This window comes from Clostridium sp. (assembly GCF_017888565.1).
In the GTDB taxonomy this organism is placed as follows: domain Bacteria; phylum Bacillota; class Clostridia; order Clostridiales; family Clostridiaceae; genus Clostridium.
This window is the reverse complement of record NZ_JAGHFX010000043.1, coordinates 1-26667: the sequence shown is the minus strand read 5'-3', so window position 1 is coordinate 26667 and position 26667 is coordinate 1. Positions and strand designations below refer to the sequence as shown.

Here is a 26667-nt window from a genome sequence, read left to right as displayed (position 1 = left end):
CCTACCACCTAGTTAAATGCTTTTCTTTTATTAAATTATGTAATGTTCTTCTCTTTTCTATTGGATCTAAATTAGAATTTATAAGACAACACTTAACCCCATATTTCTTCTGATAGCAACCAGTAAAGCCTTTAATATCTTCTTTCATCTCTGTTACTATATGAACTACACCTTTATATTTAAATATTCTTGTATTTGTTACTTCACTTTTTCTTTTTTCTGATAACCTAATCATTTCTAAATTCCTCCTAATTCCATTGATTTTTAGGAGCTTATAGGATACACTTAAGTTGCTAGACTGTGTGTTATCCTATGGATAGCTCCTTGCTTATAGGTATTGGTAGTATCTATAAGCTTTTTTCTTTTTACTTTTCTTTCTTTTAATCAATAAAAGTGAATCCATCATAACTAAGTTTACAAACATCCCCCTTCTCTGTTTCAATTAATGCATATACATATGTTGAAAATCCTTCATAGGAATTACCATAATTCTCAACAATCCATTGATGAAAATACCCATATTCATATATTTCTACTGGCTTTATTTTGTTGAAATTATCTTTTCCAATTTCTTTAATTGAAGTTTCCTCATAATCATCATCAATTAAAAATACTGTACCAGTATAAATATTACCTTGTTCTTTTGTTAGCTTTTTATTGCCATAATGATACTCAATGTCTACAACCCACTTTACTTTTCTTAAATTATCTTTATTCATTTTTAAACCCCTCCTAGTATATTTTTTATAATCCATATTTTTCAGCTATATCCTTAAATTCTTCTTTCCCTGCAGCATTTAATAATTCATATGTTAAGTCAAGGACTTTGTTAATATTACCATTCTTAACCCCGTCACAAATTAATTGTAAATTATCAAGTATTAATTTATTTTTAGAAATTAATTTAAGTAAATCAACTAGATCCATGAACTTATCATCTAAAAATAACTTTCCAACTAAGAGTCTTAATTCATTAAAGTTACTCTCTACAGTTTCCAATTCACTTTTTAACATAAATCTATCTCCTTCCATCTACACATTATTTATTAGCTGGCTTTTACGATTTTGAATACTCCATCTATTAATCTTTTATCTTTAACCACTTCCTCTGTAATCTCTGGATAACTCATATAATACTGTGCATTCCTACATCTACATCTATAAGCATATTGATATATATGTTCTTTTTTAAAGTTTTCTACTATTACAACTCCACTACCATTACACAGTTTACAATCATATATTGGTCTGTTCTCTTCTATTTGAGCCTTCCCAGCCATAGCCTTACTTTTATACTGTAATAACTTCGAATAGTTGAATCCTCCTTGTTCTTCTTGTAAATACATCATTGCCATTTCTCTTGCTATTTCTATTCTTGTATTTTCAAATCCCTTATACCAAACTGCTATAACATCTTTATCTTTAGGTACCGGTGCTCTAGGAAACACCTTTTTTAAGTAATCAAGATACTCCATAAATTCATGCTTAGTCATTTAAAATATCACCCCTTTAAAAAGGATCTTCTCCTCTTTCCATTCTTCGTTTTATTTCTAAAAGTTCATCATTTTCAGCTTTAACCCCTGCTCTTCTTTTCTCCAATATTCCTTTAACATAACTATATGTATGCTTTCCATTATTGTCAGCTATATCAATAGCCTGTTTTACTTCCTCTAATGAATAAAGTTCTATATCAGTTTTTACCTGTTCTGCCATTATAGGACTTATAACTATAAACCCTCTTTGTTGCATATATTGATAAATATTAAAATCACTACTACAACTACCACCCAATTCATCTATTATTTTCTCTTCTTTTATTTTCTTTACTTTACTTTCCTTTTCTTTACTTTCCTTTTCTTTACTTTGTTGTGTTTCTGTCTTAATTCCTTCCTTAGTTTCTGCGTCAGAAATCTTCTTTTTATACCTATTCTGCATTGCAATTCTTTTTGCAACTACTGTACCAGCTCTTTTTTGAATACCATCACTTGTTATAATTCCTTTTTCCTCATACAATTTTTTATCAAATAATCCATACTTAAATGATGTTTTTAAAATCTTATTAAATTCTTCTAATGATAATCTTGTTTTTTTACTTAATATTTGGAACATTTCTTCTTTAGTTTCTGCGTCAGAAACATCTATACAAAAATCCTTATTCCTATAAATTCGCTCTAACATTATAAAATAAAATGCATATCCGTCATTTCCATAGATTCCCGTTAATAACTCTATCTTTTCATCACTTGATGCATCTGTATCATGTGGAAAATAGTCCATTCCTTCTTTTATTGGTCTTGCCATTCATATCACCTACTTAAAAGCTAGTCTAAAATTATTTAAACCTTGCCAAGAAATTTCTTTATCCCATTCTTTACATAACTTCACATATGCTCTAAATATCTTTATATCCATATTAATCCTCCTAAAACCAATAAATTTCTCCATTAGGGTATTCCCTAACCTTTAAATAAAACTGTTCTTCTCCTGCTGCATTAACTATTCCTACAGTTAAATTATTATTTTCATCTATTTTACTCCAAGATACTTTATAGCTTGTACATTCTTCATAGATCTTCTTAAATCTTTCTAATAATGAACTCATAAATTTCTCATTAACTTTTCTTACATTGAGAGTTTACCCATATTTCTAATTCTTTTTTAGGAATAAAGAACTTCGAATTTATCCTAAATTTAGGGAAGTCATCTCGCTTTAATAAATCCTCATACATTGTGTTACGTCCTACTCCTAAAAGCTTCATAGCTTCATTAGGTAATAATACTAACTTTTCATCTTTTGGAGCTTCTTTTATTTCCTCTAACCTTCCTGTAAGTTCCTTTAACACTCCTACTATTTGATTAAGTGTTAATTGTTCTAAGTTTTCCATTTTCCTATCCTCCATTATTTATTAATTTAAAGTGTTGCACTTTACTTATGTCTTACTCTGTAATGTCAATTTAGATATGATTTATTTTTCGTAAATATTTTTCCAAAGAGTTTTAGATATGTTTTTAAAATTCAAATTTGCTTTTTCTTATTCTTCTTCACTAAAGAATAACTCTTGTACTGTTGTATCAAGTGCCTTTGCAATTTTTCTCAGAGTATATACCGGAATATTTTCTATTCCTTTTCTTTCTATATTTGAAATAGTAACTCTTCCAACACCTGATTCTTTAGCAAGTTGCTCTTGTGTCCACCCCTTTTTTACTCTAGCAATTTTTAATGCTAACATCTTATCACCTCCCTATTAAGTTGATTTTAATATTAAAATCAGAATTAGTTTAGTTTGAATAATAATATATTCATTTTGCCCTTAAACAACATTTTTCGTTCTGTTTTTTAATATTTTGTCCAATATATTGAACATTTATATTTGCATTATATTTTAAAAAAATATATTTTGCAATACTTTTTTTAAAAATAATTGCAATTTTGTTCAATCAATTGTACAATTTGTACAAGAGGTGATTTTATGATTAGATGCAATTTATCTATCCTTTTAGCAGAAAGAAATCTTAGAATAACAAAAGTATCTAAGGATACCGGAATATCAAGAACTACTTTGACATCACTAAGTAGCAATAAAGCTCAAGGGATTCAATTTGATACAATAAATACTCTATGTAATTATCTGAAAGTAGGTCCTGAACTACTAATTTCACACATCCCTATAGATATTAAAATAGTTAGTGCTAGAATTGATTATGATGATATGTTATTTATTGATATTGAAATAACCAAAAACTCTAGAACTTTTAGATGCGAGTTAACAGGGGATTGTTATGTTTATTTTTTAGATGAAAAAATATCTGATTTAGAAATTTATGTTACTCTTTTTGATGAAGAATCTAATGATAATGATGAAGATTTAATAAGAGAAAATTCGTTATTAATTAATACATTCAATTCTTTGCCTGTTTCTTTCTTAAATGATCTTGAAGACAGGATAACAGATGAAATAATTAGTAATTTAGATAAAGAGGTATGCTCCCCATTTAATTGCTCTTTTACATGGGATGACCGATTACTTGCTAAATAACTTATATAGCATTGCTAAATATATATTACCCCAAGGGAAATTTTCCTTCGGGTAATTATTATTAATTTCTATTAATTATATTGATACCAATTATAGTTATTTCATTACTTTTTTATAATACCTAAAATCTCAGTCAATTAAATCGACTGACTTTAGGAGCGAAGCCAAAATTGACGTGGCTATGTAGATACTATTTAAAATTCAAAGGTAACTACATTAGGATTAACTACCTTAAAATTTAGGTAGTTAATATTCACCGTTTTAGATATTACCTTAAATGACATCTAAATGTAGTTACTATGTTTATTTTTATGATAACTATATTAGTTCTAAACAACGAAAATCTTGATTTTAGGTTTTTGTCATTTTTGACGATAACTCTAACTGAATCTTTATAAATAGTATATAGAAAGGAGCTGTGTTTAATGGCTAAAACTATCTATAAAAAGAAAATTAAAAATGGTAAAGAATATTACTTTTATAGACTAAGACATAAGAACTTAAAGAATCCAAAAGATATATATGGAAGTACAGTAAAAGAACTTGAGGAAAAAATCAAAGATTTAAAGAATGAGCTTAATAATAATATTACTGATAATAGAGCTTTATTTGGAGCTTTCTTTAAAGACTGGCTTTATAATACTCATATGGCTGATAAGAAAGCAGCAACTAAAGAAAGATATGACGGTATATACAGAAATTATATAGAAAATAGCCCTATATATAATATAAAACTTAAGGATCTTGAACCCTCTCATATACAAAACTATTATAATGATTTAGTTTCTAATGGTAAAAGTATCTCTGTTATAACTAATCTTAATAAGCTTATAGCTCCATGTATTAGATACGCTAATATTAGCAATAGAATATTAAAAGACTTCTCTAAGGCTATTGTATTGCCTAAAACACCTCAAAATATAGGCAAATCTAATGATGTAATACCTTTTACCCTAGATGAACAACTAAAGTTTATAGAGGCTATAAAAGGCAATGATTTAGAAATGTTATTTATAACTGCTTTGGATACTGGATTAAGACAAGGAGAATTATTTGCCCTTACATGGAATGATATAGATTTAAAAAATAAGGTTATATATGTTAATAAAACATTTAAAAGAGTTAAAAATACTGATACTGGAGAATATGAAAATATAATTCAATCACCTAAAACTAAAAAAGGTATTAGAGTTGTTCCTATCCCTTATCACTTAATAGATAAACTAAATCGTCATAGATTAAACCAAAAGGCTTTAAAATTAAAAGTTTCTAATCTATATGAGGATAATAATCTAGTCTTTTCTAATAATTTTGGTAAGTATTTAGATAGTGGTAATGTATTAAAGAAATTTAAGAAGATATTAAAAGATAATAATATACCAACAAGAAAGTTCCATGACTTGAGGCATACATATGCTACTAGACTTTTTGAATTAGGTGAAGAACCTAAAACTGTCCAGGAGTTATTAGGCCATAGTAATATATCTATAACTTTAGACACATATACTCATGTATTAGATTCTTTAAAAGGAAATGCTATAAGTAAATTAAATGATTTATATAGTAAAGTTGGTATTAAATAAACTAAATAATTTCTATTTTAAAAACCTATAAGGGGCAAAAAGAGGGGCAAAATGTTAAAAACGACTCATTTTTTCAAAATAAAAAACCCTGTAAACTTAGTGCTTACAAGGCTTTTATGGTACGGCGGAGAGGATTCGAACCCCCGACCAACTGGTTCGTAGCCAGCTACTCTATCCAACTGAGCTACCACCGCATATAAATTTTAACAATATTTATATTATCATAACTACTTAAATAAATCAAGCAACTAATTTTTATAAAATATTATGCATTATCAATTATTATATATATCTGAAAATTCTACTTCTAGCATTTGTATTTTATTACTTTCATCTCTTATGCAAAAATCATCTTGTTCCTCTACAATTGTTATTGGTAGCGTTATTATAAACTCACACCCATTTCCCTCTTCACTTTTCAATTCAATACTTCCATCCATAGATTTCACTAAATAATTTACTAAATCCAATCCTATTCCACTTCCTGAATTTTCTCTATCTTTTTTATTAGATACTTGATAGAACCTATTAAAAACCTTTTCTTGATATTTCCTTGATATTCCTGGCCCCTCATCCCTTATAGATATAGTAATTTTATCTCCCACAACCATTATATTTATATACACATTTGTATTAGTATATGAAAATTTAATAGAATTTGATATTAAATTCATTATAATTCTATCAATAACATCTGGATCTACTGCCATTATGCATTCCTCTTCATTTGTATCAAATATAAGCTGTATATTCTTTTGCTTTGCATATTTATCTATACAACTTATAGTTCCTTCTATCATAGATATAATATCTATATTTTTTTTATGTAAAATATAATAGTTGTTTTCTAGCTTTGTTGTATCAATTAAATTATTTACTAACTTTAACATCTTTAGACTATTTCTTTTTACTATTTTCATATATTCTATTGCTTTTTTATCATTAATAGATATGCTCCCATAATCTATACATTGCATAATACTTAATATTACATTTAAATGTCCTCTTAAATCATGAGAAATATTAAGCAAAAAATTTTCTTGTTTACTATTTTTATCTATTAATCCTGTTATGATATTTATTGACTCTTCATTTGTAAAATTAAAATTTCCATTTAATATAATTTCACTGATATCCATTTTATTATCTAATTTCCCTATAAATTCATTATTAATCATGATAATAATTCCTTTCATAACAGTCTTAGACTTTGTTTGAATGTTATATAAATAGTTTACCATATGCATATTTTTCCAACAAGGTCTTTTGATTTTATTTTCCAAAATATTGGATAAAACATTATCTTAGATAATTTATACACAATCATAATTATTCTAAACTATAAGTAGAATTGATATTCTACAACTATTATTATCTATAAAAAAATTACTTATATTTAATAAAAATCCTAACAAATAGATTAAATTTATTTGATAAGATTTTATTATTTTAAAATTAAATCGTATTACTTCTTATTTTATTCATTGCAAGTATTAAATAAACACCTGAAATTAATATACTAATTGATCCTAGTGGATAAATTAAATTAATTAATGTTGGTAGTGTCATTGCATATATACATAATTTAAAAACCCCTTCATAATTTATGTTAATATTATTCATTTTACTTAGAATTACTCCTACTAAGGATAGCATAAATGAATTGAATAAAAGAACTAAATAAGTATATAAAATATTAAATATAAATATACTGTATTTAAATATTCCCATAATATTGGTTGCTCTTAAAATAGTTTCATTATCCATATCGCTAAATAACACTGGTAAATCACTATATTTAAATGAACGCACTTCATCATTAGCCCTATACGATATTCCATCTTTTAGTATAGATAAAGAAACCTCCTTATGAATTACTATCTTTCTTATAGTATCAACTTCTTCAAGTGATATATCCGTATTAATTAAAACAAGAAACTTCCCTGCTTCTCTTTTAATAGGAGAATTTTTAAAATCTAATATTCCATCCTTCATTTCGAACTCAAATTCATCACTCGCCATTATTTGTTTTATAGAATTTTGCATTGTAGTTATACTAGCAAACTTCATAATTCCCGATATACATCCAACTAATACGCTTAATAATATAGAATATACTAATGCATGAGAAAATCGTAACTTTAATAATTCTTTGTATCTTCCTACCTCATAAATACTAATTTTGACTTTATCCATAAAGCCTATATTATCCTTCATAATTACCTCCAATTATATGGAATTTAATGCTTAATAAATATTCTATCATATGTATTCACTTTTATAAACAACTCTTATTTTTATAAAGATTAATTTTTAAGATTAGATTTTAGGCTTTTTGTTAATGATTAATAGTATAAGTTGTAAGGAGGTATAAAAATGTATAATAATAAATCCAAACCCCAAAATAAAATTTCAATCTTTATGATTCTGTCTTCTATGATTCTATTTATTTTATTAGGATTTGGAGCAAATATTTACTTGAGCTCTCAATATAGTAAGGTGACTTCTAGCTTTTATAAAGCCTTTAATAATTGTGAGTTTTCAGATGCAAAAACTACTTTAAGTAATAAAATTTTATCTTTAAAGGAAAAACAACTTAATTCTGATTTAAATGATTACTTTACAGATATAGTTGATAAAATATGTATTTCTTTATCTAAAAATGAGATTACCACCAATCAAGCATTAAGTGTACTAAATGAAATTAAAAGCTATAATGTATTAAATTCATCTTTAGATAAATTGATTTCTGCATTAGACTATAAAGATAGTAATAGTATAGTTTCAACTACTGAAGGTAATTCTACTAATGAAATGTCTTCTACAACTGATGATTCAAATGATGATTCTAATGATATTTCAGCAGATACTGATAATTACTTAAACTTAGGTATTTCAGCCTTTAACTCAAAAGATTATTCAAGAGCAATGAAATATTTTAGTCTAATTCCTAGTTCTTTAGCTAATGATTATGAACTAGCTCAAGAATACATAGAGAAATGTAAGACAAATTACAAAGATTACTTACTTGAATCAGCTGATGAATTAGTTGCAAATAAATATTATACTAAAGCAATAAATTTTTTATCTGAATATGATTCAAAATTATTAACTAAAACTGATATAACTGAAATAAACAATAAAATTAGCTCTATAGAGATGTTTCGTGAAGAGTACCAAGGAGACGATTCTGAATATACTTCTAATGCAATTCTTCAAGCAATAACACTTGATAATGTAAACACTCTATCTATCAATAGTAAAACAAATTATTTTGTTTACTTAAATTTAGAAGAACAAAAAACTTATGTTTATGAAGGATCAACTAATAATTGGAACTTAGTTAAAGAATTTCCTTCTTCTACCGGTCTTCCTGGTAAAGAAACCCCTAAAGGAATATTTTCAGTTACTAATAGGGGTGAGTGGTTCTTCTCAGATGAGTTTGGTCAAGGAGGTAAGTACTGGGTTCAATTTATGGGTGATTACTTATTTCACTCTATTCCATTTGATGAAACTCAAACTGTTGTTTTAGATGATACTCTTGGTACTCCTGCATCTCATGGCTGTATAAGATTAAAAGTAGAAGATGCTAAATGGTTATACGATAATATTGCAAATGATACTAAGATTATAATAAATTAATATATATCAAAAATGTAACTGTCTCTAAATAGCTTCCCCTAAAAATATTAGATTGTTCTACCCCCAAATTAAATATTATATAATAACAAACAAGAGCATCAAATAAGAATAGTTCATCTTATTTGGTGCCTTTTGCTTAGGAAATCTAAAAATAAAGTAGCAATTACAATTTTGATACAGATCCTCTTTATTATTTATATAATGAATTTATTTATTAATTATATGATATTATATTTATAATAAGATTATTGATTTTAAAGGTAGGATACTAATGAATATATATATTCCAAATGAAGTTAAATTTATTATAGATACTTTTTATAAAAATAATTTTGAAGCATTTATGGTTGGCGGTTGCGTTAGAGATTCTATTCTAAATAATTTACCTAAAGACTATGATATTACTACCTCTGCAAAACCAGAAGATACATTATCTCTTTTTGAAAAGACAATTCCAACTGGTATAAAACACGGTACAGTGACTGTGCTTATCAACAATAATTCATATGAAGTTACAACTTATAGAACTGAAGGAAACTATTTAGATAATAGACGCCCATCATCAGTCAATTTTGTTACTGATATAAAAGAAGATCTTTCTAGAAGAGACTTCACTATAAATGCCTTAGCTTATAACAAATCAATCGGAATTATTGATTACTTTAATGGACTTTCTGATATTAAAAATAAGGTTATTCGTTGTGTTGGAGATGCTGATAAAAGATTTAAAGAAGATGCGCTTAGAATGCTCCGTGCCGTTAGATTTAGTTGTCAATTAAACTTCGATATAGAGGAAGAAACTTGTAATGCAATATTGAATAATCATAAATTAATTACTAATATAAGTTTTGAAAGAATACGAGATGAGCTTTGTAAGATATTAATTTCTGATAATCCATCTAAGGGATTGAGTTTATTAATGGACACTGGTCTATTAGGTATAATACTTCCTGAAATAAATAACTTAGTTAACTTCACTCCAAAATGTAATAATCATAATAACAATGTATTTAAGCATACTCTTAATGTAATTGATAATACGCATAATAACTTATTACTAAGGTTATCTGCATTATTCCATGATGTGGGGAAATTAAATACTCTTACTAGTAATGAAAATGGATTCTATTACTTTCCTAATCATAATATTGAAGGGTCATTAATGACTAGAAAAATATTATCTAAATTAAGATTTGATAATAATACTATAAATATAGTTTGTAAATTAATAGAACATCATTTAGTTTTGAATGTTAACCATCTTCCAACTAAATTTGAAGTAAAAAAATTATTAAATACTATTGGACAAAAAAATATACATCTTTTATTTGATTTACAAAGAGCTGATATTAATTCACTAGATAACCCTAAAATATTTTTAGCTAAAGTTGATTATATGGATAATCTAGTATCAGAAATAATAAATAATAATGAACCACTTGAAATTAAGAATCTTAATATAAGTGGTGAGACATTAATAAAATCATTTAATTTGAAGCCTGGAAAACTAATAGGAGATATCTTAAACTTTTTATTGGATAAGGTCTTAGAAAATCCTGATTTAAATAATAAAGAATCATTATTAACATTATCTAAGGATTTTATAAGTAACTTATAAAGCTACCTTTCTCTTTTTTTAATCTTGATTACTACTCTCTCTATATTTAATATAGTAGTTAGTCTTATTTTTCATAAGGCTAACTACTGAACTAACACATAATTTTTAATAAAATTAAACTCTAAATATAAATACTTAAAAACATATAAAATATATCTTATAATATAAAAAGTGGATTTATTTTAAATCCACTTTTTATATTCCTTAGAGAATTAATCTATAAATTCATTTTTTCTTCTTTATTTAACCCAAATAAATAAAGATAACATTCCTTCACTTCTTTCCCTGTGATTTTTTCTACCGCATCTTTATAATATTTAATTTGTATTCTATATTTATCTAAAACTTCATTTTCTTTTCCATGCTCAACGTAATCAGTTTTATAGTCTAATAAGACAATTTTATCTTCCTCTTCAAATATACAGTCTATTATCCCTTGTAATCTTACCTTTTCATTTCCATATACATCTTCTGCTAAAGTGCTATCAATATTTAAGCTACTTATTTCGGTATAAAAAGGTAATTCTCGTTTAACTAATTTCCCTGTATTAAATGCACCTAAAAGCCTTTTTCCCAAATTACTCTTAAAGAAACTTATAAAACTAATCTTTTGTACAGCTTTTATTTCTTCTTCAGTAAGTAAATTTTTATCTTTCATAGAGTATATTTGAGTCTCTATTTCTTCTTTTGTATTAACTTTATTTAAGTCTAATTTTTGCATTATAAAGTGTGCTATAGTGCCTCTTTCTGATGCCGATAATCCCTTTTTCTCTTGTAAAAACTTTGGTTTTAATACTTCTTTATCACTAAAAATATTTACTGTAATAACATCATCATTTTCGTTATTATAAAGAGATCTTTTCAAATCAGAAACCGAAACATTACTAGGCAATTTACCTGCTAAATCATATTTATATTTATAATTTAATCTTCTTTCAATTTCTTTATCTATATGATTCACATCTGAATTAATAAACAAATCTGTTTCTTCATTTTCATCCACAGCTACTTCATTTTTTTCCACAGACAATAAACTTTTAGTCCACATTTTTGTCTTCCATGTTGAGAAGTCATTAATTATTGAGCTATTATTTGCTCCAACATATCTTCTGAGCTCTTCTCCATCCCTATGCTTACATATAGCCATTCCAATCCAATCTAAATAACTCTTTCCCTTTAATACTTCTGATTCGGGAACAATATCATAATCTAAAGCTGCTGCTGAAACCCATCTTGATATTGATTTTTCTAAGTTTCTTGTTGCCCCTGTAATAATCAGTTTTTCTTTTGCCCTTGTAAATGCAACATATAGTATTCTCATTTCTTCTGAAAGAGTCTCAAATAATATTTTTTTCTTTATTGCTTCTTTAGCTAATGTACTATAAGAGTTTCTTCTTTCTAAATCAACATAATCTGGTCCTAATCCAAGGTCATCATGATATAAAATAGATTTATTTAAATCCATTAAGTTAAATTGCTTACCAAAACCACATGTAAATACTACCGGAAACTCTAACCCCTTACTTTTATGAATACTCATTATTCTAACAACATCTTCATTTTCACCAAGTATTTTTGCACTTCCCATATCCCCTGATGAATTTCTAAGCTTATTAATAAAATTAATAAAGTTAAATAACCCCTTAAAACTAGTTTGCTCAAACTGCTTTGCTCTTTGGAATAATATCTTTAAATTGGCCTGTCTTAGCTTACCATTTGGCATAGCTCCAACATAACCATAATAAGCTGTATCCATATAAAGATACCAAATGAATTCATCTATTGGAGTGTAAATAGATTTATTTCTCCACTTTCCTAAATTATTTATAAATATTTTACATTTATTTTTAAGTTCTTCATTTACTTCATATATGTCATCAGAAACACCTTTTATTATTTCATAGAAATATTTTTCCTTATCTAATAATCTAATATCTCCAAGCTCTTCTGCACTAAAGCTTACTAAAGGTGATCTTAATACAGAAATCATAGGAACATCTTGCATTGGGTTATCTATAACCTTTAATAAAGACATCGTTGTTCTTATTTCTATAGTTTCAAAATATCCTGTTCCTGTATCAGCATAAACAGGTATCCCTTCTGAGCCAATCTCTTCTAAAAATACCTCAGACCAGTTTCTAGTTGCTCTTAATAATATAACTATATCCTTATATTTTAAAGGTCTATATTCTCCAGTTTCCTTATCTAATACTTTAAATACTTTACCTGTTTTAGGATCTGGATTTAATAATTCCTTTATTCTCCTAGCAACTATTCTTGCTTCTAGTCCTATCGAATCAATATCTTCTTCCTCTTCTACTAAACCATCACCATCATATTCTTCTACTTCAGTAATATACTCTCCTGACTTATCAAGAATATGAAGTTCTATTGGTCCTGCTATCATTGTGTTTTCATCATTATTTTCTTTGTAGTTAGCTCCAAGATTAAGAGCTTCATCATCATTATATTCAAGCTCACCTACTGTCTTAGACATTACTTCTTTAAATATATAATTTACTCCACTAATTACTTCTTCTCTACTTCTAAAGTTTTTATATAGTTGTATCTTCCTATTTATATCACCATCTTCTAGTGGATACTTATTATATTTATCTAAAAATAACTCAGGCTTTGCTTGCCTAAATCTATAAATACTTTGCTTAACATCTCCAACCATAAAAACATTTGGATTTTCTAATTTTTTTCTAGAAACTAAATCTATTATTGCTTCTTGAACATTATTAGAATCTTGATATTCATCTACTAAAACTTCATCAAAATACTCTCTAAAGCTTTTTGCAACACTAGATGGTTGTATATTGTCTTCTTCATCATTTTCTATAAGTATTTTTAAACATAAATGCTCTAAATCATTAAAATCTAGAAGATTTCTTTCTCTCTTCTTCTCTTTAAATCTGTTTATAAACTCTAATGTCAACTGACTTATCATTTTCATATATGGATATGAATTTTTGATTCCATTTAAAGCATCTTCTACTGTCATTGAAAAACTATCTTCAATTAATTTTGATGTTTTCTTTTTAATACTATCTCTTATACTCTTAACAATTTCTAAGCTTTCTTCATCTGAAACTTTATCCTTTTTAACTGATTTCAGCCTAGAAAAGCTTATATTATTAATAGAAGCATATAGTTCCTCTATTCCTAAATTTAATGATTCTTCAACCTTTATAAACATATCTAAATCATCTAGGAATGTTGCTTCATATGGCTCCAAGCCTTCAGTATCTTTTATTATACATATAGCCTTTTTTAACATTTTAATATATCCAGCTACTTCAATCCCTATAGTTTGCTTTAATATATCTATCCATATAGTTTCATTTAATTCATCTAAACTTTCTATATTAAATCTTTCTGCATTATTAATTAACCATTTTTCAGGCCAAGGTCCGCTCATTGAAAATCTATATAAATCAAGTATTATATCTTTTAACCTTTGATCATCCCTTGATCCACTATATGCTTCTATTAGATTTCTAAAATATATATCTTCATTTTCATAGTAATCTTCAAACATATCATTTATAACTTCTAATTTTAATAATGTATTTTCTGTTTCATCAGAAATTCTAAATGTAGGATCTAAATCTATAACATGATAATAATTTTTTATAACATCTAAGCAAAATGAGTGCATGGTAGTTATATTAGCTCTACTTAAAAGTGTTAATTGCCTTTGAAGTACTTTTGAATTAGGATTTACTTCTAAAGCCTTTGATATTGCAGCCGCTATTCTTTCTCTCATCTCAGCAGCAGCTGCAGATGTGAATGTAACAACTAATAATCTATCTATATCTACTGGATTATTTTCATTAGTTATTATTCTTATAATTCTTTCTACTAATACTGCCGTCTTTCCTGAACCAGCTGCAGCAGCTACAAGTAAGTTACATCCCCTAGTAGTTATTGCTTTAAGCTGATCCTCTGTCCATTTTGTATTACTCATAATTAGTTGTTACCTCCCTTCTCTACTTCATTTTTTATTAATTTCCACGCTTCATCATTACTCTTCTTTAAAACCACTCTATACTTATTATTTTCTATTGATGTATCAAACTGACATATTGATGAGTAATCACAGTAACTACAATATGCAGTGTTATTATTTTTACAAGGCTCTATTTTTATTTCTCCACTTAACATTTCCTCACATATTTCAGACATCTTATCATTAACATACTTTCTTAATGTGTCAAATTGTTCCTCTGTTATTACTGAGCTACTTGATGTAAAATTACCATCCTTCTTTATTGCGGCTGGTATTATTAATGAGTATGAATCCATATCGTTATCCATAGCCTTAACAACATTTATATCTTTAAGAAGCAATCCACTCATTTTTAATTCTTTTAATATATTATCTTTTATTTCTTCTTCAGTAAGTTGCTTTTTAGACTTTATTATTGGATCATCAATTCTAAAATATAATATAGCACCTGGTATTGCTTGCTTTTGCAATATATATTTTGAGTTTTTTATAAGAGCATCTAAATAAACCAACAATTGTATTTGAAGCCCATAATAAACCTCTGTTAAGTTGAACTTTTTAGCTCCTGATTTATAGTCAACTATCTTTATATATGTGTTTCCATCTAGATCCAAAGTATCAATTCTATCTACTCTTCCAACTAAATATACTGTTTCATTTGATGGTAAATCTATCTTTATTGGCTCCCCATCACTAAATCCTCCAAAAGCAAACTCATTCTTAAATACCTCAAACTTACCTTTTCTCATTTGTTCTGATATTACCATAACAGATTTAGTTATAGTTCTTTTGAATCTATCTGCAAAGTACTTATACTTCTTCGTACTATTTAATATTGAGTTAGAATCATTCTCTAATCTCTTATCAACTAGTTCATTAACTATTACCTTACATCTTTCTCTATTTAAATCAGACCATGCTATTTTTTCATTTTTAACTGTATTTGTAAAATCATCTAGTACATTGTGCATAAATGATCCTAGATCTGGAGCAGAAAATTCATATATTTTTCTATCCCTTGCCTTTAACCCATATTGCACATAATAAGAAAAAGGACATTGAGCATACTTTTCTATTCTAGATACATTAAATATAAGTTTTTTATTTTCTGATTGATATAATCTCTTTATCTTTTCTCTAGGAATTTTTTCAACCAAATTAGTATATGTTAATCCCTTAAACATTCTATTTGATTTATTTTTAAACTCATCATTATTTTCAAACCATTTAAAGGCTTGTGCCCAGTATTCATCTACCTTTTCCTTTTCAAATTCCATTCTTAGTGCTGAAATAAGTTCATTAAATGTTGGCGTTGGAGCTGTTATTTTATTAAACTTATCTCTTCTATCTCTTATATTATAAATTTCACTTTCCTCTACTACATTTGGCAAAACCTTTTTAAGCCTTGGAATAATTATAGATGGTCTTAGTGACTTACCTTCAAAATCTGCCATGGGGAAAGTTACCATTAAATATTCTGAAGGAATAGTTAATGCTGTATAAACAATAAATTGTTCTTCAAAAGCTCTGCTTTTAGTATCTGAAGCTAATCTTATTCCTATATTTCTTAACAACTCTCTTTCTCTATCACTTATAATTCCTTCTTCTTTATTTGCAGCTGGTAACACACCATCATTTACTCCTATTAAATATAAAGCTTTTACTTCTCTACCTTTAACTCTTGATATATCTCCTATATTTACTTGATCCAAGGACATGGGAATTACACCTATCTCTTTTTCCTCAAATCCTGATATAAGTATTTTAGTAAATTCCTTTATATCTAAAACTTCATCTCCTAAAACTTCTACAACTTGATCTAAAATTTCTATTACCATCTCAGGAACTTGTATATATTCCTTTATCTTATCCTGAAGTCCTAATGAATTAAACTCTTCTAACCATACTTCTAGCGTTTTAAATACATTTAGTTCATTTAAAAATTCATATAGATTTGTTGCAAAATCTCTTACTTTATTCTTTCCCTTTATTTTATTATGTAGCTTCATTAAAGGAGATCGTATTTCTTCCATAATCTCAATAATTTTATTTTCCTCTTCAGGAATATTATCCTTATCATAAAGATCTTTAGTCCACTTATATCCCTTTATTCCATTAGCTAATATATAATTTTCTAATATATCAATATAATCTCTCTCAACATTTACTAATCCGCTCTTTAAGTATTTAAATACGCTTTCATAAGACCAATTGTTTGCTAATATTTCTAAAGATGAAATGATAACTACAACTAATGGATTATTAAGTATCTCTCTTTTTTTATCTATGAAAAATGGAATATTATATTCGTTAAAAATAACTGTAGATATTTTCTCATACTCACCTATATTTCTACATACTACAGCTATATCCTTAAATCTATAATCATTATCTCTGACCATTCTTAAGATATCTTTGGCTACAACTTCAACTTCATCATAACTATTATTTGCCTTATATATTCTTACATTATTAGCTTTTCCTTTATACTCTTTAAATGGATATGTAAAGAAATGGCGTTCTAAATGCTGTAAATCTTCACTATTTAAAAACCTATATGAATGTCTCTTATTTAAATCAATTGGTTCTAAGTATGATATATTTCCTTCTTTCATAATTCTTAATATGGAGTTCTCAGTATTTTTTATAGCATCAAATATATCTGTATAATCTATATCAGCGCCTCTACTTAAAGAATCACTACATAAAGTTATATTTACAACCTTTGCTTTCTTGGCAAGCACTTTTATAACCTCTAATTGTTGAGGTGTAAAAGTAGTAAATTCATCTATCCATATTTCTGCATCATCATAAATATTGCAATCTTTTAATCTTTTAGCTAAAAAGGTTAACTCATCATCAGAGTCAATAAATTTTTTATGAAGAACATCATTAAAGTTATTAAAAATCAATTTTAAGTCACTCATTTTTTTCTTAAGTTCTTCATCATTTATTTCTTCTTCCTTTGAACTTAATATTTCCCCGGAAATATTATATTTTTTAAATTCTGTTATTATTTTGGATACTATTGATGAGAATCCTTGTTGTTTAGCCATTCTATTAAAGTATTGTAATTCTTCGCCTTTATCTTTTAATAGCTTATAAATAAGCATATTTCTTCCTGAATCACTTATTCTAAGTTCTGTTCGTCCACCACATTCTTCTGATACTTTATGAGCCATTCTCTTAAAGCTTAATACTTCTCCTCTTAATAACCCCTTTTCTGTTACTATATCAAGAAATTTCTTTTCTGTATCAAAAGTATATTGCTCAGGAACTATTAAAACTAGTTTATTTTGATTATCATAATTTTCTATTTTTCTTTTTATTTGTTCAAGGCAAAATCTACTTTTTCCTGTACCTGCCCTTCCAAATATAAATCTTATTCCCATAAACACACTCCTAAAAGTACTTTATCTTAAATTATTCCCCTTTGTATTAAATAAATTCTTCTCTAAGTACCCCCATAACTATAGTATCTAAATATTTACCACAAATATAATATTTACTTCTTCTTATTCCTTCTTCTTTAAAACCACATTTCTTATAACAATTTATAGCTCTAACATTTTCCTTTACAACTTCTAATTCTACCTTATGAGCCTTTCTATTATTAAACAAATAGTTACATAATGTTCTTATTGAATCTTTACCATAGCCGTTCCCCCAGTATCCTTTGCCAATAGTTATACCGATTGAATATACATCTCTTGTATAACTATTTTCTTTATAATAAACATATCCTATTAGATTACTGTCTTTTGTTACTATAACTAATTCCTTTTTATTTGGCTTTGTAAAGTGATGAAACTGACTTCTTATATATTCCTTAGTCATAATCCCTGTAGATAAACCATTATACTTAAGTACATCCTTATCTGCACAAGTGTCATATAAAATATCTATATCTTCTCTTACTGGATCTCTTAAATATATATTTTCTCCATATATCATACTGCCATCTCCCTAAGTAAAGTTTATACCATATTTTTAGTTTTTGTACACTTTAATTATAAAACTATTTATAAAAGCAAAAAAGAGAACAATTAAAAAAGAACTCAATTTTTAATATTGAGCTCTTTTCTTCTAATCCATAATATCTATATCTACTTCTACTCCATAATGATCAGAAATAATACTTTTAAATATATCATTAAATATTACATTTGATTTTTTTACATTAACATTTGTATTAGTAAATATTATATCTAATCTTTTTATTATCTATAGTTATAGCAGCTTTAATTATTTTTATACTTTTACAAAAGTCTTTTCTCTAACTATGCTTTTTTCTATAATTCCACTTACCTCTTGAAGTTCTATAACGTCATATTGACTTTCTTTTATTACTTCTGCTAAATATTTTATTCAACTTAACTAAATGTAATTTATATAACCTTTATATAATAAATCCAATTTATTCAATAGTTATATAATTTATGTGATTGCTATTTTAATTTCGCAATTGCTTGCCTTAGAGATTTTAAAATACGTACACAGATACTTTTATACACATCATTCTATTGGCCTTCTAAAATAGCTAATGCTGCCGCACCTAAAACTCCAGCTTTACCGCCTAATACAGCTTTTTCAACTTTGCAGTTATTATAAATTGTCTTTAGACATCTTCTTTCCATTTCATTTTCTATTTTATCAAATACAATTCTTCCAGCTTCACTTACGCCACCACCAATAACAATCTTATCAGGATCAAATGTATTTGCTAGATTCGCAACAGTTATTCCTAAGTAAGATAACGCATCATTTAATATATCTTGTGAAACCTTATCTCCTTTTTCCGCCTCTAAAAATACTTCCTTAGCTGTTACTTGATTATAGCTCTTTAATGCAGTTTCTACCTTGCTTTCCACTGCCTCTTTTGCTCTTTTCATTATGGCAGTTCCTGATGCAACAGCCTCTGCACACCCTGTGTTACCACATCCGCATCTAGGGACCACCTTTCATAACAGTAGTATGTCCAACTTCTAGTGCATTTGATGTACTACCTCTGAATAGCCCTCCATTTATTATGGCTCCTCCACCTATTCCTGTGCTTACAGTAATGAAAACCATATTCTTGCTTCCTTTACCTGCTCCAAACATAAATTCACTTAATGTTGCTACATTTGCATCATTATCTAAGTAAGTATCTAATTTATATCTATCTTTAATAGGTTGAACTATATTAAAATTCTTAAATGGTAAATTAGGAGTATATACTATTAATCCTTTTTCTACATCTAATGGTCCTGGAGACCCTATCCCTATTGCTTTAACTTCATTTATATTGATTCCCTCTAATACGTCATCTATTGTTTTTAATAATTTTTCTAAAACTATACTTTCACCCTTGTGAGCCTCTGTTTTTACAGTAATTTCTCTTACTATTGAACCTTCTAAGTCAACTAGAGCAGTATATATCTTAGTTCCACCTAAATCAACACCAACTACATATTTCTTTTCCATTTCAATCCCCCTAGATATAAATTCAATTTTATTTCCTTATTATGATAGACATAGTATATCACCTTCGGAAATTGTTTACAATAATTTGATTGCTGATTTTTTTCAAAATTTCTAATTATTTAAAATTATGTTTATTTTCATTTGTTACTTAAAGTATGAGCAATAGATTGCACATACTTTTCAAATTAAACCTTTCTTATTGACTCTCTTTCTATTAGCTTAGTCTCTATTATATATGAATTCTTATTATTATTTTTTTCCTCTAATTTATTTATAATTAGTTTCGTTGCATAAATTCCATTAATCTGTGTAAATTCTTCTACTTCATATGTTAAACTACCTTTTATTTCTATTCCATTATCAATTAATGCTTGCTTATAACCTTTTAATCTATCCCTTCATCGCCTGAAGAAAAAATGCACTTGAAAGTATATCCTAAGCTTCCTTTTGAAGTATTACTGCTAGAATTCTTGTTCTATTATTCGCAAGTCCCCTTACAATTATATTTGGAGTATAATTTAACTTCTTTATTGCCTAATTTACTTTTTCTTTTGTTTTATTACTTATTTTATGGATATTAGACAATACCCTAGAAACTGTTGATGTTGCAACATTTGCTTCCCTATTTACATCTTTAATTGTAACTTTCATCTTATATTCCCCTAAAAAGTACTTAACAAAATTATAATATATTTTACATATAAAATATATTATAAAATAAATCTGAGTTCCAATTATTATTTAACTAAAAATATTATGCAAATCCTTTTTTAAAGTTTAATAACTTTACATTTTTATAGAAATAAAAAAAGCACCTAACCTTTGTTAGATGCTTTGGCGGAGAAACCGGGATTTGAACCCGGGCGCCAGTTGCCCGACCTACGCCCTTAGCAGGGGCGCCTCTTCAGCCACTTGAGTATTTCTCCATGTGCCTTCTATTGAAGTTTTATGGCGGAGAGAGTGGGATTTGAACCCACGGTACCCGCAAAGGTACGCCGGTTTTCAAGACCGGTGCCTTAAGCCAGCTCGACCATCTCTCCATATTCCGTCTTGCGACAAGTATTATTATAACAACCACTCTACATATTGTCAATTATTATTTTAAATTTTTTATTATTTTTATTTATAGTAAATAATTATAAAACAATATCATATTTGAATGTTGCATATATTAAATTTTAAAATGCATCTAAGAAAACTTAGATGCATTTTTGGCGGAGAGAGTGGGATTTGAACCCACGGTACCCGCAAAGGTACGCCGGTTTTCAAGACCGGTGCCTTAAGCCAGCTCGACCATCTCTCCATACTTCGTCTGACGACAAATATTATTATAGCAATGACTTTCCTTGTTGTCAATTATAAATTTATATATTTTTAAACTAAATAATAAATCTAATAAAAAATAAACTTTTATCCCTTAATTATCTACTAAAATCACTATAAATAGCCTAATAGCAATTTATTTATTCTCTAAATTTATAAAGCTTAAATATATTATAAAAAGATAATATATTCTATTATAACTTAATTTAGTCTTTATAATAATAAATGAAGACTAAATCTAACAGTGCAGATTTAGTCTTTAAAATTAAAACTACTTAATTACTTTCATATTTCCCATGTAAGGTTGAAGCGCAGTTGGAATATTTACTGAACCATCCTCATTTAAGTTGTTTTCTAAAAATGCTATTAACATTCTTGGTGGTGCAACAACTGTATTGTTCAATGTATGAGCAAAATATTTTCCATCTTTAGAATTTACACGAATCTTTAAACGACGAGCTTGTGCATCTCCTAAATTTGAACAACTTCCTACTTCAAAATATTTCTTTTGTCTTGGTGACCAAGCTTCAACGTCTACTGACTTAACTTTAAGATCTGCTAAATCTCCTGAACAACATTCTAAAGTTCTAACTGGTATATCTAAAGAACGGAATAAATCTACAGTATTTACCCATAATTTTTCATACCAATCCATACTTTCCTCCGGTTTACATACAACTATCATCTCTTGTTTTTCAAATTGATGAATTCTATATACTCCTCTTTCTTCTATTCCATGAGCTCCCTTTTCTTTTCTAAAGCAAGGAGAATAACTTGTTAAAGTATGTGGTAATGAATCTTCAGGTAGTATAGTATCGATATACTTACCTATCATAGAATGTTCACTTGTTCCAATTAGATATAAATCCTCACCTTCAATTTTATACATCATAGCATCCATTTCAGCAAAGCTCATAACACCTGTTACAACTTCACTACGAATCATGTATGGAGGAATACAATAAGTAAATCCACGATCTATCATAAAATCTCTAGCATATGAAATTATTGCTGAGTGAAGCCTTGCAATATTACCCATTAAATAATAGAATCCACTTCCTGCTACCTTTCTAGCGCTATCTAAATCTAATCCACTTAACTTTTCCATTATATCTGTATGATATGGAACTTCAAATTCTGGAACTCTTGGTTCTCCAAAACGTTCAACTTCTACATTTTCGCTATCATCTTTTCCAATTGGAACACTTGGATGAATTATATTTGGTAGAGTCATCATTATATTATTAACTCTATCAGATAATTCAGCTTCCTTAACTTCTAACTCAGATAGACGCTCTGAATTTTCAGTTACCTTCTTTTTCATTTCTTCTGCTTCTTCTCTTTTACCTTGAGCCATTAAAGCACCAATTTGCTTTGAGAATTTATTTCTATCAGCTCTTAAAGACTCAGCTTGTTGTTTAGCTTCTCTAAGCTTTTTATCTAATTCTATTACCTCATCTACTAGTGGAAGTTTACTATCTTGAAACTTATTTTTTATATTTTTCTTAACTACCTCTGGATTTTCTCTTACAAATTTTAAATCTAACATTATGTATACCTCCTAATAATTTATATCTATTAATTTTTTTCAATAAAAAAGAACCTTTCCCCCAAATAAGGGACGAAAGGTTCCGCGTTGCCACCCTAATTAATAGCAAAAATATGCTACTCTCTTAAATAAATTTAACGGTTTAATCCGTACTGCTCATCACAGTCCCTCCAAGGTGGATTCATAACATTTTACTATCGATTTACACCATCCATCGACTCTCTTAAAATAAATATTGTTATTACTAGCCTTTTCAACAGTTTTATTTCATTATTTTTAATATATTATAAAAAAATATATATGTCAATATTTTACTAAGTTATTTATATATATTATTCTACCTTTATATTCTAATTATTCATCACATATGTCTCTTGTACAAACAATATCAATTCCAGTATTAAGTATATTTTTACATATTAAATCTCCTGATTCAATTGGAACACTAACATATATTCTGGCTAACACCTTGGATAGCTCAATCCAAATTTCCTTATCTACTTCTTTATTAGATTTAACTGGAACAACTCTATACTTATCATTTCCCTTTACTCTAACTATTGATGTAAATATATCTTTATTATCACTTTTATTTTCTAAGCTAGACATCTCCAAACTCCTTTATTCTACTTGAAATTACCTTAGAATCTTTAGAATCATCAACTATATCAGTAATTTTTTTATCTAATTCCCTTGCAAGTATATTTACAATCTTTTCATAGCAATAAGACCCATGACAACTTCCAAATCCTGATCCAGTTCTTCTTTTAACACCTTCTACAGTTCTTGCACCTAATGGCCTTCTTATACAATCTACTATTTCACCTTCTGATATATTATTGCATATACATATAATCTTCCCATATCTATTATCTAGTGAAATAATTTCATTAGCTTCTTTTTTACCAAGCTCTCTAAACTTATAAACTTCCCTTCTTTTATCTATGAAGTTCTTTTTTAATGTGCAATTTAAATTATTAGCAATTGTATCACAAAGCATTTTAGCAATTGCTGGTGCTATTGTAATCTTTCCATAATGAGTACCTGTAACTCTTATATATCCCTTATCTATTTCGCTATCATCTATTAACATAGAATCCTTATTATAACTTTCTCTAAACAAATTATTTATATTATTTTTTTCTAAATTATTCAATAAACTATTAGCATATATTAAGTTGTCCTCTAAGCTAGTTTTTTCGGTGCTCTTTATACCTATTAATGAACCTGTTGTAGTTGTTGGTGTGCTTAGCACGAATGTATTTTTATCGAAAGTTTCTATTACGATTTTATTTAATTTACTTTTATAATTATCATCGACTAATAAATAACTCATGTTCTTGAAGTGTTCTTCTTCACGTTCTAATTCTTTATCCTCTACCTTTCCATTTTTCCTTATATATATCTCATGAGGAATTGTATTTATTACAACTTTGCAGGTAAACTTATTTTTATTAGTTGTTACTCTAAACCCCTTAGCTAAGTTTTGTATATTTAAAACTTCTTCTTCTAACCTAAAAATAACACCATTATCTGCTGCCACTTCAGCATAGGCAATTGCTAAGTCATAAGGTGCAACTATTCCTATGTTTTCTGAATATAAGCCTTTTTTTATATTAGGGTTTATATTAGGTTCAATATCATATACATCTTTATCATCTATTAAATATACACCATCTATACCTCTTCTTTTTGCCCTCTCATACATTTCCTCCAGCTTTTTAACTCCATTTTCATCGCTAACTACTCTTAAAGCTCCAATTTTCTTAAATGGAACCTTAAATTTCTCACAAGTATCAAGCATAATTGAGTTTCCTATATACTCAAGTCCTGCCATCACATCATCTGATGTTTCAGATCCATCATATACTATTGATGTATTTACAAATGATATATCATCTGCTATATCATAATCTCTTTCTATTAGAGCTATATTAAAATTATATTTTGATAGCTCATAAGCAACTGAGCAACCTATTATTCCTCCGCCTAATATAAGAATATCATAATCCATAAATCATATCCTCCCATAGTCTACAATAAAAATCCTTTTTCTAATAATTCTCTCTTTATAGCCTCAATTTCTTCATCACTATCTGCAGCGATTGTATGAAGATGAATTCCATTCGTTAAATTTGAAAGTGGTTTTGCATTTTTTCTATTGAACTCATTTTGAAAATTATATAAATCATTTAAATTTCTTATCATTAAATTACCCCTTATCTCACCATAAAGAGGATGATCAATAATAACATCTTCTATTATTCCACCATATTTAACTACTATTTCTAATTCCTCAATAGTCTTACTACTATCATGATTAACAGCAATAATAGCTTTTGCTTTATTAATATCTTTATTATAAATATATCCATCAGGAGTAGCTATAATATTCTTACCAGCAGCCCTTAATATAGCAATGTCTTTAACTATTATCTGTCTAGTAACACTAAATAAAGAAGCAAGCTCAGTTCCCTTAATTGCTCTACTACTTTCCACTAGCATTCTCATAATTTCTTCTCTTCTTTCTATAGACCCCATAAATCCACCTCTTTACTAATTTTTATCATCACATTTACTTATTATATTAAGTATTTCATTATCTTTGATTTTATCTTTATTATGATGATACCTAACAACCTGCAAAAATTCTTTATCATAATCAAACTTTTTAAGCATTTCTAATCCTATTTTAGGATGATTATAATATATATCTATTTGCTTTATGCTATTATACCTTTTTATTTTTCCCTTAGTTGCTTTATCTAATAATACAACTAAAGATTTCTCAATCAAACTTAAATGCTTTTTACTTTTACCAACATCATGTAAAAGTGCTGCTTTACCTAACTTATCTATATCTAAATCCAGGTCTAGATCTTTTTGCATTTTTATTGAATCCTTACAAACTCTTATACAATGATGCTTATCACTATGCTTTAATTTATTAAATATTTTTATCTCATCCTCATTTAAGAATTTATTTATATAATCATAATCTACTTCCTTAAATAATGAAGTAAATCCCCATACAAATTGTTTTATTCTATACAAAGCCATTTTAATCACCTTGCCATTTTTATAAACTTTACTCTATATAGAAATAATAACATTATATATTTTTATTATCAATTATATATAATTTTATTATAAACAAAAAAAGCTACGAAATAATTCGTAGCTTTGGTGGAGGTAAAGGGATTCGAACCCTTGACCCCTTGCGTGCAAGGCAAGTGCTCTCCCAACTGAGCTATACCCCCATAAAAAAATAACCTGGCAATGTTCTACTCTCCCACACAGTCTCCCATGCAGTACCATCGACGCTGTAGAGCTTAACTTTCCTGTTCGGAATGGAAAGGAGTGTTTCCTCTACGCCATCATCACCAGATTTCAGAGTGTTCTCTGAAAATTGCACATGAATTAATTTCAAGCCT

22 protein-coding genes, 5 tRNA genes, 1 rRNA gene, 2 pseudogenes and 1 other annotated feature are annotated in these 26667 nt (G+C 27.4%); of the genes and pseudogenes, 4 read left to right on the top strand and 26 right to left on the bottom strand.

Annotated elements, in window-relative coordinates:
* Position 1 precedes the first annotated feature (1 nt).
* The 8 genes from J7M87_RS07305 to J7M87_RS07270 form a co-directional block, all read right to left on the bottom strand.
* Positions 2 to 235: a hypothetical protein gene (locus J7M87_RS07305; protein ID WP_291650126.1), complete on the bottom strand. Its 234-nt coding sequence runs from the start codon at positions 233 to 235 to the stop codon at positions 2 to 4.
* A 145-nt stretch (positions 236 to 380) separates the two neighbouring features.
* On the bottom strand, positions 381 to 719 hold the full coding sequence (locus J7M87_RS07300; protein WP_291650124.1) for a hypothetical protein: 339 nt from the start codon (positions 717 to 719) through the stop codon (positions 381 to 383).
* Between the two features lie 25 nt (positions 720 to 744).
* Positions 745 to 1014 carry a hypothetical protein gene (locus tag J7M87_RS07295; RefSeq protein ID WP_291650122.1) on the bottom strand — a complete coding sequence of 90 codons (270 nt, stop codon included), beginning with the start codon at positions 1012 to 1014 and terminating at the stop codon, positions 745 to 747.
* A 32-nt stretch (positions 1015 to 1046) separates the two neighbouring features.
* The gene (locus tag J7M87_RS07290) at positions 1047 to 1493 is read right to left on the bottom strand and encodes a hypothetical protein (RefSeq protein ID WP_291650120.1); all 447 of its coding nucleotides are present in this window, start codon (positions 1491 to 1493) and stop codon (positions 1047 to 1049) included.
* Between the two features lie 16 nt (positions 1494 to 1509).
* Complete coding sequence (locus J7M87_RS07285; protein WP_291650119.1) at positions 1510 to 2301, bottom strand: Lin1244/Lin1753 domain-containing protein; 792 nt, start codon at positions 2299 to 2301, stop codon at positions 1510 to 1512.
* Between the two features lie 121 nt (positions 2302 to 2422).
* A complete protein-coding gene (locus J7M87_RS07280) occupies positions 2423 to 2602 on the bottom strand; it encodes a hypothetical protein (RefSeq protein ID WP_291650117.1) in 180 nt (59 codons plus the stop codon).
* A gap of 10 nt (positions 2603 to 2612) precedes the next feature.
* Positions 2613 to 2885 (bottom strand): helix-turn-helix domain-containing protein, encoded by a 273-nt coding sequence (locus J7M87_RS07275; RefSeq protein WP_291650115.1) that lies wholly within the window; start codon positions 2883 to 2885, stop codon positions 2613 to 2615.
* A 147-nt stretch (positions 2886 to 3032) separates the two neighbouring features.
* The gene (locus tag J7M87_RS07270; RefSeq protein WP_291650113.1) at positions 3033 to 3230 is read right to left on the bottom strand and encodes a helix-turn-helix transcriptional regulator; all 198 of its coding nucleotides are present in this window, start codon (positions 3228 to 3230) and stop codon (positions 3033 to 3035) included.
* A 240-nt stretch (positions 3231 to 3470) separates the two neighbouring features.
* Between J7M87_RS07270 and J7M87_RS07265 the strand changes: the two genes are divergently transcribed.
* Positions 3471 to 4037, top strand: coding sequence for a helix-turn-helix transcriptional regulator (locus tag J7M87_RS07265; protein WP_291650110.1), 567 nt, complete (start codon positions 3471 to 3473; stop codon positions 4035 to 4037).
* Between the two features lie 425 nt (positions 4038 to 4462).
* Positions 4463 to 5620 carry a site-specific integrase gene (locus tag J7M87_RS07260; RefSeq protein WP_291650108.1) on the top strand — a complete coding sequence of 386 codons (1158 nt, stop codon included), beginning with the start codon at positions 4463 to 4465 and terminating at the stop codon, positions 5618 to 5620.
* Between the two features lie 117 nt (positions 5621 to 5737).
* Here J7M87_RS07260 and J7M87_RS07255 read toward each other — a convergent pair.
* The 3 genes from J7M87_RS07255 to J7M87_RS07245 form a co-directional block, all read right to left on the bottom strand.
* Positions 5738 to 5814, bottom strand: a tRNA-Arg gene (locus J7M87_RS07255).
* A gap of 81 nt (positions 5815 to 5895) precedes the next feature.
* A complete protein-coding gene (locus J7M87_RS07250) occupies positions 5896 to 6798 on the bottom strand; it encodes a HAMP domain-containing sensor histidine kinase (protein ID WP_291650105.1) in 903 nt (300 codons plus the stop codon).
* A gap of 277 nt (positions 6799 to 7075) precedes the next feature.
* Positions 7076 to 7837 (bottom strand): DUF1189 family protein, encoded by a 762-nt coding sequence (locus J7M87_RS07245; protein ID WP_291650103.1) that lies wholly within the window; start codon positions 7835 to 7837, stop codon positions 7076 to 7078.
* A gap of 159 nt (positions 7838 to 7996) precedes the next feature.
* Here J7M87_RS07245 and J7M87_RS07240 point away from each other — a divergent pair, with 159 nt between their 5' ends.
* Both J7M87_RS07240 and J7M87_RS07235 read left to right on the top strand, forming a co-directional pair.
* Positions 7997 to 9262, top strand: coding sequence for a L,D-transpeptidase (locus tag J7M87_RS07240; RefSeq protein ID WP_291650101.1), 1266 nt, complete (start codon positions 7997 to 7999; stop codon positions 9260 to 9262).
* 271 nt (positions 9263 to 9533) lie between these two features.
* A complete protein-coding gene (locus J7M87_RS07235) occupies positions 9534 to 10880 on the top strand; it encodes a CCA tRNA nucleotidyltransferase (RefSeq protein WP_291650098.1) in 1347 nt (448 codons plus the stop codon).
* 217 nt (positions 10881 to 11097) lie between these two features.
* Here J7M87_RS07235 and addA read toward each other — a convergent pair whose 3' ends face one another.
* The 15 genes and pseudogenes from addA to rrf form a co-directional block, all read right to left on the bottom strand.
* Positions 11098 to 14853, bottom strand: a complete 3756-nt coding sequence (gene addA, locus J7M87_RS07230) for a helicase-exonuclease AddAB subunit AddA (RefSeq protein ID WP_291650096.1) — start codon at positions 14851 to 14853, stop codon at positions 11098 to 11100.
* Between the two features lie 2 nt (positions 14854 to 14855).
* Positions 14856 to 18287 carry a helicase-exonuclease AddAB subunit AddB gene (addB, locus tag J7M87_RS07225; protein WP_291650094.1) on the bottom strand — a complete coding sequence of 1144 codons (3432 nt, stop codon included), beginning with the start codon at positions 18285 to 18287 and terminating at the stop codon, positions 14856 to 14858.
* Positions 18288 to 18333: 46 nt separating this feature from the next.
* Positions 18334 to 18849, bottom strand: coding sequence for a GNAT family protein (locus J7M87_RS07220; protein WP_291650092.1), 516 nt, complete (start codon positions 18847 to 18849; stop codon positions 18334 to 18336).
* 566 nt (positions 18850 to 19415) lie between these two features.
* Positions 19416 to 20361, bottom strand: a pseudogene (locus J7M87_RS07215) (ROK family protein).
* A 438-nt stretch (positions 20362 to 20799) separates the two neighbouring features.
* Positions 20800 to 21012: pseudogene (locus J7M87_RS07210) on the bottom strand (LacI family DNA-binding transcriptional regulator); the annotation flags it as partial.
* A 184-nt stretch (positions 21013 to 21196) separates the two neighbouring features.
* Positions 21197 to 21287: transfer RNA gene (locus tag J7M87_RS07205), tRNA-Ser, on the bottom strand.
* A 23-nt stretch (positions 21288 to 21310) separates the two neighbouring features.
* Positions 21311 to 21401, bottom strand: a tRNA-Ser gene (locus J7M87_RS07200).
* Positions 21402 to 21573: 172 nt separating this feature from the next.
* Positions 21574 to 21664 (bottom strand) — tRNA-Ser (locus J7M87_RS07195).
* Positions 21665 to 21955: 291 nt separating this feature from the next.
* On the bottom strand, positions 21956 to 23233 hold the full coding sequence (gene serS / locus J7M87_RS07190) for a serine--tRNA ligase (protein WP_291650090.1): 1278 nt from the start codon (positions 23231 to 23233) through the stop codon (positions 21956 to 21958).
* Positions 23234 to 23298: 65 nt separating this feature from the next.
* Positions 23299 to 23499, bottom strand: a binding site (T-box leader).
* 88 nt (positions 23500 to 23587) lie between these two features.
* Positions 23588 to 23842 carry a DUF1667 domain-containing protein gene (locus J7M87_RS07185; protein ID WP_291650088.1) on the bottom strand — a complete coding sequence of 85 codons (255 nt, stop codon included), beginning with the start codon at positions 23840 to 23842 and terminating at the stop codon, positions 23588 to 23590.
* The gene (locus J7M87_RS07180) at positions 23835 to 25247 is read right to left on the bottom strand and encodes an FAD-dependent oxidoreductase (protein WP_291650086.1); all 1413 of its coding nucleotides are present in this window, start codon (positions 25245 to 25247) and stop codon (positions 23835 to 23837) included. Before J7M87_RS07180 ends, J7M87_RS07185 begins: the two co-directional genes overlap by 8 nt.
* 20 nt (positions 25248 to 25267) lie before the next feature.
* Positions 25268 to 25774 (bottom strand): transcription repressor NadR, encoded by a 507-nt coding sequence (locus J7M87_RS07175; protein WP_291650084.1) that lies wholly within the window; start codon positions 25772 to 25774, stop codon positions 25268 to 25270.
* Positions 25775 to 25789: 15 nt separating this feature from the next.
* Positions 25790 to 26293 (bottom strand): HDIG domain-containing metalloprotein, encoded by a 504-nt coding sequence (locus J7M87_RS07170; RefSeq protein WP_291650082.1) that lies wholly within the window; start codon positions 26291 to 26293, stop codon positions 25790 to 25792.
* 124 nt (positions 26294 to 26417) lie between these two features.
* A tRNA-Ala gene (locus J7M87_RS07165) sits at positions 26418 to 26493 on the bottom strand.
* Between the two features lie 11 nt (positions 26494 to 26504).
* Positions 26505 to 26621: ribosomal RNA gene (rrf, locus tag J7M87_RS07160) — 5S ribosomal RNA — on the bottom strand.
* Positions 26622 to 26667 lie beyond the last annotated feature (46 nt).

Excerpts from the sequence above, each read along its gene's own strand:
- J7M87_RS07305 (WP_291650126.1), bottom strand. The coding sequence starts at position 235 with ATGATTAGGTTATCAGAAAAAAGAAAAAGTGAAGTAACAAATACAAGA.
- J7M87_RS07300 (WP_291650124.1), bottom strand. The coding sequence starts at position 719 with ATGAATAAAGATAATTTAAGAAAAGTAAAGTGGGTTGTAGACATTGAG.
- J7M87_RS07295 (WP_291650122.1), bottom strand. The coding sequence starts at position 1,014 with ATGTTAAAAAGTGAATTGGAAACTGTAGAGAGTAACTTTAATGAATTA.
- J7M87_RS07290 (WP_291650120.1), bottom strand. The coding sequence starts at position 1,493 with ATGACTAAGCATGAATTTATGGAGTATCTTGATTACTTAAAAAAGGTG.
- J7M87_RS07285 (WP_291650119.1), bottom strand. The coding sequence starts at position 2,301 with ATGGCAAGACCAATAAAAGAAGGAATGGACTATTTTCCACATGATACA.
- J7M87_RS07280 (WP_291650117.1), bottom strand. The coding sequence starts at position 2,602 with ATGAGTTCATTATTAGAAAGATTTAAGAAGATCTATGAAGAATGTACA.
- J7M87_RS07275 (WP_291650115.1), bottom strand. The coding sequence starts at position 2,885 with ATGGAAAACTTAGAACAATTAACACTTAATCAAATAGTAGGAGTGTTA.
- J7M87_RS07270 (WP_291650113.1), bottom strand. The coding sequence starts at position 3,230 with ATGTTAGCATTAAAAATTGCTAGAGTAAAAAAGGGGTGGACACAAGAG.
- J7M87_RS07265 (WP_291650110.1), top strand. The coding sequence starts at position 3,471 with ATGATTAGATGCAATTTATCTATCCTTTTAGCAGAAAGAAATCTTAGA.
- J7M87_RS07260 (WP_291650108.1), top strand. The coding sequence starts at position 4,463 with ATGGCTAAAACTATCTATAAAAAGAAAATTAAAAATGGTAAAGAATAT.
- J7M87_RS07250 (WP_291650105.1), bottom strand. The coding sequence starts at position 6,798 with ATGATTAATAATGAATTTATAGGGAAATTAGATAATAAAATGGATATC.
- J7M87_RS07245 (WP_291650103.1), bottom strand. The coding sequence starts at position 7,837 with ATGAAGGATAATATAGGCTTTATGGATAAAGTCAAAATTAGTATTTAT.
- J7M87_RS07240 (WP_291650101.1), top strand. The coding sequence starts at position 7,997 with ATGTATAATAATAAATCCAAACCCCAAAATAAAATTTCAATCTTTATG.
- J7M87_RS07235 (WP_291650098.1), top strand. The coding sequence starts at position 9,534 with ATGAATATATATATTCCAAATGAAGTTAAATTTATTATAGATACTTTT.
- addA (WP_291650096.1), bottom strand. The coding sequence starts at position 14,853 with ATGAGTAATACAAAATGGACAGAGGATCAGCTTAAAGCAATAACTACT.
- addB (WP_291650094.1), bottom strand. The coding sequence starts at position 18,287 with ATGGGAATAAGATTTATATTTGGAAGGGCAGGTACAGGAAAAAGTAGA.
- J7M87_RS07220 (WP_291650092.1), bottom strand. The coding sequence starts at position 18,849 with ATGATATATGGAGAAAATATATATTTAAGAGATCCAGTAAGAGAAGAT.
- serS (WP_291650090.1), bottom strand. The coding sequence starts at position 23,233 with ATGTTAGATTTAAAATTTGTAAGAGAAAATCCAGAGGTAGTTAAGAAA.
- J7M87_RS07185 (WP_291650088.1), bottom strand. The coding sequence starts at position 23,842 with ATGTCTAGCTTAGAAAATAAAAGTGATAATAAAGATATATTTACATCA.
- J7M87_RS07180 (WP_291650086.1), bottom strand. The coding sequence starts at position 25,247 with ATGGATTATGATATTCTTATATTAGGCGGAGGAATAATAGGTTGCTCA.
- J7M87_RS07175 (WP_291650084.1), bottom strand. The coding sequence starts at position 25,774 with ATGGGGTCTATAGAAAGAAGAGAAGAAATTATGAGAATGCTAGTGGAA.
- J7M87_RS07170 (WP_291650082.1), bottom strand. The coding sequence starts at position 26,293 with ATGGCTTTGTATAGAATAAAACAATTTGTATGGGGATTTACTTCATTA.